Origin of the sequence: Actinacidiphila polyblastidii, assembly GCF_036353415.1 — a bacterium.
In the GTDB taxonomy this organism is placed as follows: Bacteria; Actinomycetota; Actinomycetes; order Streptomycetales; family Streptomycetaceae; genus Actinacidiphila; species Actinacidiphila polyblastidii.
The window spans coordinates 55,182-67,974 of record NZ_JAZEWV010000036.1; the positions used below are offsets into that span (position 1 = coordinate 55,182).

Annotated in this window: 12 protein-coding genes; 10 read left to right on the top strand and 2 right to left on the bottom strand. The window is 73.5% G+C overall.

From position 1 onward, the window contains the following. Positions 1-269 precede the first annotated feature (269 nt). From V2S66_RS28650 to V2S66_RS28670, 5 genes are all read left to right on the top strand, one after another. On the top strand, positions 270-956 hold the full coding sequence (locus V2S66_RS28650; RefSeq protein ID WP_330799631.1) for a response regulator transcription factor: 687 nt from the start codon (positions 270-272) through the stop codon (positions 954-956). 170 nt (positions 957-1,126) lie between these two features. Then, entirely contained in the window at positions 1,127-2,740 is a 1,614-nt protein-coding gene (locus V2S66_RS28655; RefSeq protein ID WP_330799632.1) for an ABC transporter substrate-binding protein, read from the top strand. Positions 2,741-2,791: 51 nt separating this feature from the next. Beyond that, positions 2,792-3,751 carry an ABC transporter permease gene (locus V2S66_RS28660; RefSeq protein ID WP_330799633.1) on the top strand — a complete coding sequence of 320 codons (960 nt, stop codon included), beginning with the start codon at positions 2,792-2,794 and terminating at the stop codon, positions 3,749-3,751. Beyond that, the gene (locus V2S66_RS28665; protein ID WP_330799634.1) at positions 3,748-4,698 is read left to right on the top strand and encodes an ABC transporter permease; all 951 of its coding nucleotides are present in this window, start codon (positions 3,748-3,750) and stop codon (positions 4,696-4,698) included. Before V2S66_RS28660 ends, V2S66_RS28665 begins: the two co-directional genes overlap by 4 nt. Further along, positions 4,695-6,344, top strand: coding sequence for an ABC transporter ATP-binding protein (locus V2S66_RS28670; protein ID WP_330799635.1), 1,650 nt, complete (start codon positions 4,695-4,697; stop codon positions 6,342-6,344). Before V2S66_RS28665 ends, V2S66_RS28670 begins: the two co-directional genes overlap by 4 nt. 40 nt (positions 6,345-6,384) lie before the next feature. Here V2S66_RS28670 and V2S66_RS28675 read toward each other — a convergent pair whose 3' ends face one another. After that, positions 6,385-6,738: a hypothetical protein gene (locus V2S66_RS28675; protein WP_330799636.1), complete on the bottom strand. Its 354-nt coding sequence runs from the start codon at positions 6,736-6,738 to the stop codon at positions 6,385-6,387. 179 nt (positions 6,739-6,917) lie between these two features. Continuing rightward, on the bottom strand, positions 6,918-8,396 hold the full coding sequence (locus V2S66_RS28680) for an arabinofuranosidase catalytic domain-containing protein (protein ID WP_330799637.1): 1,479 nt from the start codon (positions 8,394-8,396) through the stop codon (positions 6,918-6,920). Between the two features lie 369 nt (positions 8,397-8,765). On the opposite strand from V2S66_RS28680, the gene V2S66_RS28685 reads away from it, so the two are divergent. The 5 genes from V2S66_RS28685 (at position 8,766) to V2S66_RS28705 (ending at position 12,737) form a co-directional block, all read left to right on the top strand. Further along, positions 8,766-9,317 (top strand): hypothetical protein, encoded by a 552-nt coding sequence (locus tag V2S66_RS28685; protein ID WP_330799638.1) that lies wholly within the window; start codon positions 8,766-8,768, stop codon positions 9,315-9,317. 84 nt (positions 9,318-9,401) lie between these two features. Then, positions 9,402-10,649 carry a sensor histidine kinase gene (locus V2S66_RS28690; RefSeq protein ID WP_330799639.1) on the top strand — a complete coding sequence of 416 codons (1,248 nt, stop codon included), beginning with the start codon at positions 9,402-9,404 and terminating at the stop codon, positions 10,647-10,649. Between the two features lie 57 nt (positions 10,650-10,706). Beyond that, positions 10,707-11,411, top strand: a complete 705-nt coding sequence (locus V2S66_RS28695) for a response regulator transcription factor (protein ID WP_330799640.1) — start codon at positions 10,707-10,709, stop codon at positions 11,409-11,411. A gap of 160 nt (positions 11,412-11,571) precedes the next feature. Next, complete coding sequence (locus V2S66_RS28700; RefSeq protein WP_330799641.1) at positions 11,572-12,075, top strand: SigE family RNA polymerase sigma factor; 504 nt, start codon at positions 11,572-11,574, stop codon at positions 12,073-12,075. Positions 12,076-12,077: 2 nt separating this feature from the next. After that, the gene (locus tag V2S66_RS28705; protein WP_330799642.1) at positions 12,078-12,737 is read left to right on the top strand and encodes a hypothetical protein; all 660 of its coding nucleotides are present in this window, start codon (positions 12,078-12,080) and stop codon (positions 12,735-12,737) included. The last annotated feature ends 56 nt before the right edge of the window (positions 12,738-12,793 follow it).

Sequence of the window (12,793 nt, forward strand, 5' to 3'; positions counted from 1 at the left end):
GTCGGTGCAAGCCGCGCCTGACGCTGCCGCAGAGACCCCGACCTCAGAGGTAGGGAGGCCGGCCGGACAACTCTCAAGAAAGCGTCAAGGGAGCTGTAGATTTCTTGACGCTTTGCCCGGTCGGCGGCCTTCTCGGGCCTGTGCCGCAGCGGGACGGTTGCCGAAACTTTGCAGTGGTATGAAATGTGTCGGCGGAGCCTTGAAGTCCGCCGGGCGCCGGTTAACCTGCATGAGAAATTTCGAGCGGACGCCACGGGGGCAAGGGAGTCATGCAGGTACTGGTAGCGGATTCCGGCGCCGTCGGGGTCGACGGACTGAGCGCCGAGTTGCTTCGCCACGGATTCCACACCGAACTCTGCGCCACGGGGGCGGAGGCGCTGGAGAAGTACCCGAAGTTCGATTTCCTTCTGATCGACCTGGCACTGCCTGACATCGACGGTCTCGAGGTCTGCCGATTACTGCGGGCGGCGAGCGACATACCCATCATCGCCTTCACCGATCCCGGGACCGATCTTGACCGGGTCCTGTGCCTGCAGGCCGGCTGCGACGACTGTATGGCCAAGCCGTTCGGCTTCCGCGAACTGCTCGCCCGCATCGAGGCCGTCCTGCGGCGGTCCGGCTCGCGGCCGGCCGGCCGGCCGCGGTCGCAGCCCGTCGTGGTCGGCTCGCTGTGCATCGACCCGGACACGCGGGAGGTGCGGATCAACGGCCGGCTGATCAACCTGACGCGCATCGAGTACTGCCTGCTGCACCGCCTCGCCTCGCACCCGCAGACCGTGTTCTCGCGCGCCCAGTTGATGGCCGACGTCTGGGGCTACCAGCACGACGGCCGGCCGCTGAGCGCCAAGGCCAGCCGCACCATCGACACCCATGTCAGCGCGGTGCGCAAGAAGCTGGGCGACCCGAGCTGGATCGTCACGCTCCGCGGCATCGGGTTCCGGATGGGACACGGCTGAGCGGACACGACGGCCGATGGCCGCCGGACGACGACCCCACCCCGGGCCGCCCTCACCCGGGCCGCACACCCGTCCCACCCCAACCCCACCCCGTTCGACCCCTTCTCCGCCGCGCACCGAGCGCGGCGGCCGCCCGACCCACCACGACCTCTCGCCCGGAAGGCCCTTCCATGCCCGGCTCACGTCCGCCCGCCGCCGTACTCGCCTCCGCCGTCGTCCTGTCGGTGACGCTGGCGGCCTGCTCCTCGACGTCCTCCTCCTCGTCCCCCTCGGGCGCCGACACCAAGCCGCACGCGGGCGGCCACCTGACCTTCGCGCTCGGCTCCGACCCGCTGTGCGTCGACCCCCACCAGGCCGCCACCAACGACGCGGTCTACGCGGCCCGCGGGCTGGTCGACTCGCTCACCGACCAGAACCCGGCGACGGGCAAGATCGTCCCCTGGCTCGCCTCCTCCTGGGAGGTCAGCCCGAACGCCACCGCGTTCACCTTCCACCTGCGCGACGACGCGACCTTCAGCGACGGCACGCCCGTCGACGCCCGGTCCGTCAAGGAGAACCTCGACGCCGTCGTGCAGCTCGGCGCCAAGTCGATCTTCGGGTCCGGCTACCTCAGCGGCTACAAGGGCACCGAGGTCGTCGACGCCCACACCGCGAAGGTCACCTTCGACCACCCCAACGCCCAGTTCCTGCAGGCCACTTCAACAACCACGCTCGGCCTGCTGGCCGACGCCAGTCTGAGGAGGCCCGCCGACAGCCTGTGCACGGGGCCGCTGATCGGCTCGGGGCCGTTCGTGCTGGACGGCTACACACCGGGAAAGTCGGTGGAGCTGAGCCGGCGCGCGAACTACAAGGGCGGATCGGGCCAGGCCGGACACACCGGGCCCGCCTACCTGGAGAGGATCAGCTTCAAGGTGGTCCCCGAGTCCGGAGTGCGCACCGGCAGCCTCGAATCGGGGCAGGTCGACGCCATCGCCGGCGTCGCGCCGCAGGACGAGGCGGGACTGCGGAGCCAGGGCGAGAAGCTGCTGTCCCGGCCGAACCCCGGCGTTCCCGTCGCCCTGAGCGCCAACACGTCACGCCCCCAGGCCGGCGACATCGCCGTGCGCCGCGCACTGGAGGTCGCCGTCGACCGCAAGGAGGTCGTCGACACCATCCTGAGCGGCAGTTACCGCCCGGCCACCAGCTCCCTGTCAAGCACCACCGACGACTACCGGGACAACGCCGCGCTGCTCGCCCACGACCCCGCGGCCGCCGAACGGATCCTCGACGCCGCCGGCTGGAAGCCCGGCCCCGACGGCATCCGCGCGAAGAACGGCGCCAAGCTCGACCTCAAGATCATCCTCGCGCCCAACTTCGGCCCCAACCAGTCCGTCCTCGAACTCGTCCAGCAGCAGCTGAAGAAGGTCGGCATCGGCGTCACCCTCAGGGTGCTGACGATCGCCGACTACCAGCAGGCCCAGAAGAGCGGCGACTACGACCTCGCCTGGGGCAACGGCACCCGCGCCGACCCGGACATCCTGCGCACCGCCTTCTCCAGCAAGCTGCTCAACCTCTCCCACATCCACGACACCCGGCTGGAGGACCTGCTCGACCGGCAGGCGTCCGCCGCCGACCCGGCCCAGCGCGCCGCGTACGTCGCCGACGCGCAGCGACGGGTGCTCGAACAGGCCTACCAGATACCGGTGTTCGAGATGACCAGTGTCTACGCGCTGGGCTCCCGGGTGCACGGGATCACCCTCGGCTCCTCGTCCCAGGCCCAGTTCTACGACGCCTGGCTCTCCTGACCGCTCACCACCCGACCGCCACCGTCCCGACCCGGCGTACCGAAGGCGATGATGAGGAACTACCTTCTGCGGCGGCTGTTCCAGGCCGTGTTCGTGCTGTGGGCCGCCTACACGGTGTCCTTCGGTGTGCTGTACCTGCTGCCCGGCGACCCGGCGACGATCATGGCGGCGGGCGGCGGTGACGCGAGCACCGTCACCCGGGAGCAGACCGACGCGCTGCGCCACCAGTACGGGCTCGACCAGCCGCTCGCCCAGCAGTACGGCACCCGGCTGCTGCACGCTCTGCACGGCGACCTCGGCCGATCCGTGCAGAGCGGCACCCCGGTCACCCGCCTGATCGCGCAGGCGCTCCCCACCACCCTTCAACTGGCCGCCGCCGCCCTGCTGGTGGCGGTGGTGCTGGGCGGCGCGCTCGCCCTGCTCGCGAGCTGGACCCGCAGCGGCCCGCTCCGCCGGCTGCTCCTGTCGCTGCCCGCGGCGGGGGTCTCGGCGCCCACCTTCTGGGTCGGCCTGGTCCTCGTCCAACTGCTGTCCTTCCGCTGGCGGGTCTTCCCGGCCTTCGGCGACGAGGGCTTCGACTCGCTCGTGCTGCCCTCCGTCACGCTCGCGCTGCCGGGCGCCGCACTGATCGCCCAGGTGCTCGCCCGCAGCCTGCGGACCGCGCTGGCCGAGCCGTACATCCAGACCGCGCTGGCCAAGGGCGCGGGCCGGGCACGGGTCCTGTTCGGCCACGCGCTGCGCAACGCCTCGATCCCGGCCCTGACCCTCGTCGGCGTCATGACCGGCAACGTGCTGGCCGGAGCCGTGGTCGTCGAGACGGTCTTCGCCCGCGCCGGCATCGGACGCGAGACGGCGGCCGCCGTGACCGTGCAGGACATCCCGGTCGTCCAGGGCGTGGTGGTGCTCGGCGCCGTCGCGTTCGTCCTGACCACCCTGGCCGTCGACCTGATCCATCCGCTGCTCGACCCGCGGATCACCACGACGACCGACCGGACGGCGGTGGCGGCATGACCGAACTGAGCATCCCCGACGCGGGAACGCCGCGACCGGGCGAGGACGTCCAGGCGGACCCCGGCGCGGCCGCCTCCACCGCCCCGGCGCAGGAGGACGCGCCGTCCCGGACCGGCCGTGGCGTCCGCAGCGCCGGGTTCTGGCTGCGGCGGCCCGGCCTGGTCGCTTCCCTGCTGCTGCTCGCGGCGGTGCTGCTCGCCGTGTTCCTTCCCGGCCTGCTCGCCTCGCGCGACCCGCTGGCCGCCGCCCCGCGCGACAAGCTCCAGGCCCCCTCCGCCGGACACCCCTTCGGCACCGACGAGTTGGGCCGTGACCTGTTCGCACGGGTGGTGCACGGGTCGCTGCTCACTCTGCAGGCGACCGTGCTCGCCGTCCTCGTCGGCCTCGTCGTCGGCTCGCTGGCCGGGCTGCTCGCCGGCTACCGCGGTGGAGTCGTGGACGACGCGCTGATGCGGCTCACCGACGTCCTGCTCGCCATCCCCGGCCTGCTGCTCTCGCTCGCGCTGGTGACCGCCCTCGGATTCGGCACCGTCCAGGTGGCCCTCGCCGTCGGCGTGACCAGCGTGTCGACCTTCGCCCGGATCATGCGCGCCGAGGTGCTCAAGATCGGGGTGTCCGGCTACGTGGAGGCGGCACGCGCCTCCGGCACCAGGTGGCCGTCGGTCCTGCTGTGCCACGTGCTGCCGAACGCCGCAGGACCGGTCCTGGTCTACGCGGCCGTCGACTTCGGCGCGGTCGTCCTCCAGGTCTCCTCGCTGTCCTTCCTCGGCTACGGCGCCCAGCCGCCCGCGCCCGAGTGGGGCTCGCTGGTCTCGGACGGCCGCAACTACCTCGCGACCGCCTGGTGGCTGACCACCCTGCCCGGCCTCGTCATCGCGGCGACCGTGCTCGCCGCGAACCGCATCGCCCGCGCCCTCGACGGCGAGGACACGGAGGAGACCCGATGACACCCCTGACACCCCCAGCCCCGGCGTCGAGCGAACCCCTGCTGGACGTCAGGAAGTTGGCGATCTCCTACCGCACCAGGGCGGGCCGGGTGCCGGCCGTCCGCGGCGTCGACCTGACCGTCCGGCCGGGCGAAGTCGTCGCGCTCGTGGGGGAGTCGGGCTCCGGCAAGAGCACCTCCGCGCACGCCGTCATGGGGCTGCTGCCGCGCGGCGGCTCGATCGACGGCGGCGAGATCCTGTTCGCGGGCACCGACCTCGCGCGGGCCGGCGAGAGCGTCCTGCGTGCGCTCAGGGGCCGCGAGATCGGCCTGGTCCCGCAGGACCCGTCGGTCTCGCTCAACCCCGTGCAGCGCATCGGCCACCAGGTTGCCGAGGTCCTGCTCATCCACCGCCTCGCCGACCGGCCGGCCGCCGCGCGCCGCGCCCTGGAACTGCTCGCCGAGGCCGGTCTGCCCGACCCCGCCCGGGTCGCCCGCCGGTACCCCCACGAACTGTCCGGCGGCATGCGCCAGCGGGTGCTGATCGCGGTGGCGCTCGCCGCCCGGCCCCGGCTCGTCATCGCCGACGAGCCCACGAGCGCGCTGGACGTCACCGTCCAGCGCACCATCCTCGACCACCTCGCGGCCCTGACCCGCGAGCGCGGCATCGCGGTTCTGCTGATCACCCACGACCTCGGGATCGCCGCGGACCGCGCGGACCGGGTGGCCGTCATGTCACGCGGCGAGGCCGTGGAGACCGGCCCGGTCCGGCAGGTACTCCGGTCGCCCCGCCACCCCTACACCCGCGCGCTGCTGGCGGCGGCCCCGAGCCTGGCCGAGCCGCCCCGGCCGGCGCCACCCGAGCGGACCGGTGGCGCCCCGCCCGCCGACCTGGTCGTGGCAGCCGACCTGGTCAAGGAGTACCCCGCCCGCCGCGGCGAGCGGACCCCCGCGCCGCGCGCGGTCGACGGCGTCAGCCTGCGCATCGGCCGCGGCGAAACCCTCGCACTGGTCGGCGAGTCCGGCTCGGGCAAGTCGACCACCGCGCGCATGCTGGTACGCCTCACCGCCCCCACCTCCGGCCAGGTCCTCTTCGACGGCCGGGACATCACCCGGCTCGGCGGCGGCGAGCTGCGCCGGCTGCGCCGCCGGATGCAGATCGTCCACCAGAACCCGTACGCCTCGCTGTCGCCGCGGCTGTCCGTCGCCGAGATCGTCTCGGAGCCGCTGCGCGCGTTCCGCGTCGGCTCCCGCGCCGACCGGGCGCGGCGCGCGGCCCGGCTGATCGACCAGGTACGCCTGCCCGCCGCCCTCCTCGGCCGCAGGGCCGCCGAACTCTCCGGCGGCCAGCGCCAGCGCGTCGCCATCGCCCGCGCGCTGGCGCTGGGCCCCGACCTGGTGGTGTGCGACGAGCCGGTCTCCGCGCTGGACGTGTCCTCCCAGGCCCAGATCCTGGACCTGCTCGCGGACCTCCAGGGCGAACTGGGGCTCAGCTACCTCTTCATCTCCCACGACCTCGCGGTGGTCCGCCGGATCGCCTCCCGCGTCGGTGTGATGCGTCAGGGGCGGCTCGTCGAGACCGGACCTGTCGACCGGGTCTTCGGCGCACCGGCCCACCCCTACACCCGGGAGCTGCTCGCCGCGGTGCCCGGAGGCGCCGTGCGGTGACGCGCGCCGCCGCCTCCCCCTCCCCCTCACTCTGCCGCGGTCACCCGCGGGTGACGCTGACCCCGCCGAGCAGCCCCCATGCGTCGACACGGACCGTCGGCCCCCCGGGCCCGGACGGGCCGTCGTCCTTCACGCCGCCCAGCCGGATGCCGTGCACCTCCACCCGGACCTCCGGGCGGACCCTGATGCTGACGCCGCCGATCAGGCTCAGCTTGGTGATGCGCAGCTCGGCGCCGTCGGGGATGTCGATGTCGGTGAGGTCGACGTCCGCCCCGCCGATGAGGGACGCGGTCAGCGTCCGCTCGTGCAGGGTCTCGCCCTTGAGCCGGTGACCGCCGATCAGGCTCACCTTGACATCGGTCTTCTGCTCTTCGGTCCCGCCCGTTCTCGTCATGGGAAGAAGGTACGGGCCGGCGCGCGGCGTCCCTCAGTGCCCGGCGTCCATGTTTTCGTATGACAGCTGTCACGAGGGGGGAGAGGACGGTGCGGGTGGCCGGGAAGCCGCGCGGGTGCGGGTGCGGGTGCGGGTACGGGAGCGGGTGCGCCGGACCGCCGGTCCGGCGCACCCACCGGTCAGTGCAGCGTGAACTTCTGGGCGGCGCTGCCGTTGCAGTCCCAGATCTGCAGCCGTGTGCCGTTGCCGGTCGCGCCGCTCGGCGAGTCGAGGCAGCGGCCGGACTGCGGGTTGAACAGCGAACCGTCCGAGCGCTGCTGCCAGTTCTGGCCGCCGACGCCGTTGCAGTCCCACAGCTCCACCTGGGTGCCTGCCGCCGTGCCGTTGCCGTTGATGTCCAGGCAGCGCCCGATGGTGCTCAGCGAGCCGTTGGACTGATGCGTCCAGAACTGGTCCTCGGCCCAGTTCTGGCAGTCCCACAGCTGGACGGCCGCGCCGTTCACGCCGGTGTCGTCGGCGGCGACGTCCACGCACTTGCCGCCGGGACCGGTGATCGTGCCCTGCGGGCCGTTGGGGACGTTCGTCTGGCCGGAGTAGCCGGCGGAGACGACGTTCGCCTGCACCGCGTTGTCCGCGGCGTCGGTCGGGTAGCCGGCGACCATCACCCCCTCGAAGAAGGTGCCGCGGTTGCGGTTGCTGTTGTCGCCGCCGGTGCCGAGGATGATGCCGCCCTCCTGCTGCATCGGCCGGTAGCCGCCGCGCGTCGGCAGCGCGCCGCTCCACCAGGTGGACAGGGCGCCGGACTGCGAGTTGCCGCCCTTGATGGCGTACGTCGTCTGGCCGTTGTTCTTCAACATCGCGGTCACGTACGGGGTGTTGTTGCCCTTGTTGGCGGTGTTGGAGCCGTTGTCGCCTTGGAACATGCCGTTCTCCATGTCGGCCTCGACCCAGGGGCCCGAGCCGGTGCACGGTGCGAAGTAGCAGGTGGTGGCGATGCTGACGGCGTCCATGTGGCCGTTGCCGGTGTCGGAGGGGGTCCGCTCGGCGTTGCCGTAGTCGAAGCAGCAGTCCGAGCCGACGTGGGTGCCGCTGGCCACCATGTAGGCGCCCTCGGGCTGGCCGTTGACCGCCACGCCCGAGGCGACGCCGGTGTACCGGTAGCCCACGCCCGGCGAGATCCAGATGCCGTACACCTTGTGACCGCCCGCGGTCACCGCGATCTCACCGGCGTCCGCCCCGCGGTCCACCCCGCCCGCGGTACCGGCCGGACCGGGCAGCAGATCGTTGTGGCGCGAGGTCTGGTCGTACACCTTGGAGATCCGACACGTGGTGTTCGCACAGAAGCTGTCCTGCTGCTGCGCGTTGGCGTAACCGCCCGCCGCCAGCAGCCCGACATCGCTCCTGCCGCCGTCGGAAGCACGCGTGACCTGGTACAGCGGACCGTTGTACGCCGAGAACAACGCACGCGTCGTACTGTGCGCCGCCACACACGGCGTACCCGCCGCACCATAGATGTCACACGGCAGCGAACCCGCCGCCTGGGAGACGCCGGGCAGGACGGTGAAGGCGCCGAACACCATGGCGAGCACCGCCATGACGGGCAGCAGGATCTTGCCGAGCCACGGCCGCCGGACGGCGAACCTGGGTTTTCCGAGCATGGGCACGCTCCTCACGAGGTGGGGGGGTGGAGCCGACGCGGTCGGCGTCGGGAGTCGTCGACCGTCCGATATTCCAACGATGTAAAGTTGTTGCAGCACGATGACAGCACAGTGTCAGGAGCATGTCCATACGTGTGACGCCGAGAAGGAGGGGCGAAGTGGTCGGGCCGACGGGCCGGGGTGGAGTGGATTCGCCGCTCGTCCACGGCGCGTTTCTATCGTTGTAGAAAAACCGGCCGGAGTCGTCGTCGCGCTGGTCGCGCGGCGGCGCCACGAGAGGGCGGGTGGAGACGGGGTTCGACGGGGTTCCACCCGTGTTCCATCCGTGGGTTGAGGGCATCGGGCGCGCGGCGGCGGATGCTCGGTGTCATGACGATCACCGACTGGCTCCTGGACATCGTTCTCGTGCTCATCGTGTTCCGGCAGTTGCGCGAGGAGCGGCTGACCGCCCGCACCGTGCTGCTCCCGCTGGGCATCATCGGCTGGGCGGCGGCCACCTATCTGCACCACATCCCGACCGCGGGCGACGACCTGCCGCTGGTGGGCGTGTTCGCCGGGGCGGGCGTCGTCTTCGGCCTGTCCGGCGGTCTGCTCACCCGCGTCCGGCTGGCCGAAGGCCACGTGCGGATACGCGCCACCGCGGGCGCGGCCGCCCTGTGGGTGGCCAGCATGGGCTTCCGGCTCGGCTTCGCCGTGTGGTCCTCGCACTCCTCCGGCGGCGCGCACCTGGCCCGGTTCTCCGCCGCGCACCACATCACCAGCGCCCAGGCGTGGGTGGTGGCGCTCATCCTGATGGCGTTCGGCGAGGTCGTCGTCCGCCTCGGCACCATCGTCGTACGCGGGCAGCTCCTGCTGGCCCGTGCCCGGCGGGACGGATCGCCGGCGCCCGCGCCGCAGGCCCTCCCCGGCGCGTACGTGTGACAGTGCCACCGGGTGGAGGATGGCCCCGGCGAGACGTGAACCGCGGACCGCGAACCGGATGCCTCTCGTGATCGGAGTGCGGGAATGACGAACACCTGGTCGGCGACGGGTCGGGACCGCCGGGAGTTCACCCGCCGGGACCTGACGGGCGCGGCCGTCATGGTGCTGTGCATGGCGCTGTCCGTGGTGGCCGCGCCGGGCGCCGCCACCAAGGCGGCCGTCGCCGCACTGGGGGTGGGCGCCGAGCTGGGCATGCTGCTGGGCCGCCGGATCCTGCGGCCGGAGCGGGCGGTGTACGGCGTGGTGCTGACCATCGCCACCGGTCTGGCGATCACGTTGCTGGCGCCCAACGGCCTCGGTGAGGTCCCGGTCCTGGCCGGCGCCGCGGTGCTGCCGCTGTGCGTCCCGGCCGGCCCGGTGCGGGGTGCGGGCGTGGCGGTGGTCGCGGTCGGCTTCGGCGTGGCGATCATGGTGATCTCCGGCAGCGTGACCGGCCTGCTGGCCGGCGTGGGCGCCTGGTTCATCGCCGACCGCACGGTGGAGCACGCCGCCTTGCAGGCCGAGCGCGACCGGGCCCTCGCGCTGCTGGCCGAGGTGGAGGCGACCCGGCTGGTGCGGCAGGAGGCGGCGGCCGTCGAGGAACGCGGCCGGATCGCCCGCGAGATGCACGACGTGCTGGCCCACAGCCTGGCGGGCCTGTCCGTGCAGTTGCAGGCCGTACGGGTGGTCGCGGCCCGTGAGGGCGCCCCGCCGGCGCTGACCGGGCCGCTGGACCGGGCGGCGGAGCTGGCCCGCGACGGCGTGCAGGAGGCCCGCGCCGCGGTCGGCGCGCTGCGGGCGGCGCCGCTGCGCAGCGCGGACGACCTGGGCGCGCTGGTCGGCGGGTTTCCCGGCGACGCGCGGCTGCGGGTCACCGGCCGCCCCGGGCGGCTGACTCCCGAGGCGGGGCACGCGGTGTACCGGGCGGTGCAGGAGGCGCTGACCAACGCCGCGCGCTACGCCACCGGCAGTCCCGTCGAGGTGAACGTCGCCTGGGACGCCGGCGAGGTCCGTGTCGCGGTGCGCGACCGCGGCCTGCCCGCGGGCCGTGCCGGGTCCGGCGTGCAGGGGAGCGGCAGCGGCCTGCGGGGGATGACCGAGCGGATCGGGCAGGCCGGCGGCACGGTGGCGGCGGGCCCGGCTCCCGAGGGACCGGGCTGGCGTGTGACCCTGCGCGTGCCCGTGGCCGCGCCCGCCGACGCCCCCGCGCGCACGGGGTCGGACCGCGCGCCGGACCGGGGGCCGGGCCCGGGGCAGGCGGCGGGCGGCGCCGGCGGCAAGATGGGGGTGTGAGCGGGCGGGGTGCGAGCGGGCGGGGTGCGAGCGGACCGGGGTCAGAGAGGGGCACGGGTGACGATTCGGGTGCTGGTCGCCGACGACCAGGCGGTGGTGCGCGACGGTGTGGTGCTGCTGCTGACCTCGGCCGGCGAGATCGACGTGGTGGGGCAGGCGGGAGACGGCCGCCTGGCCCTGCGACTGGCCACCGAGCTGCGGCCGGACGTCGCGCTGGTGGACCTGCGGATGCCGGGCCTGGACGGCGCGCAGGTGACCGCGGGCATCCTGGCCGCTGACATCGGCACCAGGGTGCTGGTCCTGACCACGTACGCCGACGACGACGCGGTCCTGCCCGCCCTGCGCGCCGGTGCCGCCGGCTACCTGACCAAGGACGCCACCGGCGAGGAGCTGCTCTCCGCCGTACGGGAGGTCGCCGCCGGGCGTACGGTCCTGGACCCCGCGGTGCAGCGCCGCCTGGTGCAGCTCCTCCTCGACGAGCCGGCCGCCCCCGCGGTCGCCGCCCCTGCTCCGGCCGCCGCACCGGTGGGCGGTTCCGCGCCGCCCCCGGAGGCCGAGGGCCTGACCCGCCGCGAGGTGGACGTGGTGCGGCTGGTGGCCGCCGGCCTGAACAACCGCCAGGTGGCCCGCGAGATGGTCGTCAGCCAGGCCACCGTCAAGACCCACCTCAACCACGTGCTGTCCAAGCTGGCCCTGGAGGACCGGGGCGCCCTCATCGCCTGGGCCTGGCGCAACGGCCTGGTCACCGCCGCCGACCGGTAGCCACCGGTGACGGGATCGGTCCGCCGGCGCCGCCCGCTCCGCCCGCGCGGGCGGAGCGTGAGCGCCCGTCGGAGCCGCGGTTCCGACGGCACCCGATCCCGGCCGGTCTCCGGCGCGCCGGCGAGGTAAGCGTGGGGGAGCGCTGCGGCGTATAGGGGGTGTGAAGCAGCTGGAGTTCAAGGAGTTCTACCGAGCCAGCCGGGACGTCTGCCTGCGGGCGGTCCTGGTGAGCGTGGGCGATCGGCAGCTCGCCGAGGACCTGGTGGCCGAGGCGTTCACCCGGGCCTGGGCCTCCTGGCCGAAGGTCAGCCGGCACCCGGCGCCGCGCGCGTGGATCGTGCGCACGGCGCTCAACACCCGGGTGTCGTGGTGGCGGCGCAGGCGCAAGGAGGTCGGGCTGGAGGACGGCCCGCCCGATGTGCCCGATCCGCGGCAGGTCGAGCACCTGGACCCCGGTCTGCTCGCCGCGCTGCGTCAACTGCCCCAGCGGCAGCGGGAAGTGATCGCGCTACGGGTCTTCCTCGACCTGGACACCAGGGCCACCGCCCGGGTGCTGGGGATCGCGGAGGGCACGGTCACCGCCCACCTGTCGCGAGCGGTCTCGACGCTGCGCGGCCAACTCGTCGCCGTCGATGACGGCACTGCCAACGACCAGGAGGTCTGACCATGAACGACCACGAGGTGCTCGACGCACTGAGGAATTCCCTCGACACCGTCACCATGTCGACGCCGGTGGAGCGGATCGAGGCGGCCGGCCGCGTCCGTCGCCACCGGCGCGTGCTCGTGGGCACCGCCGGGGTCGCGGCCGCCGCGGCGCTCGCCGTCGCGGTGCCCGCGCTGGGCAACCCCGCGACGGCTCCGCCGTCGGCGGGCGACAGCGCGGGCGCCGGGTCGGTGCACATCAGGACCGCCGCGTACAGCGTCGACACGAAGGCCGACGGCACACTCGTCGCCACCTGGGACAAGTCCGCGTACTTCAGCGACCACGCGGGCCTGGAGAAGGCGCTGCGCAGGGCCGGGTTCCCGGTGCTGATCAAGGAGGGTGTGTTCTGCAAGGGGCCGCACGACGACGGAAAGCTGAGCCCCAGCGGGTCCGGGCCCGGGGTCGCGAACGTGATGAGGGGTGAGAGGGCCGGCGACGGCAGGGTGACCTTCACCTTCGTGCCGGCCGCGATGCCGGCCGGGAAGCGGCTGTTCATCGGCTACCTCAACGCCGCGCAGCTCGCCTCGGTCCACATGAACCCCGGCTCGGTGGAGCGGATCGTGCCGGCGGACGGGCCGCTGACGTGCACCACCACGCCGCCGCCCGAGCACCACTACCACTGAGCGGCCGCGGGGGGGGGGGGGGGGGGGGCGGGCGCGGGCCGCCCCCCCCCCCCCGC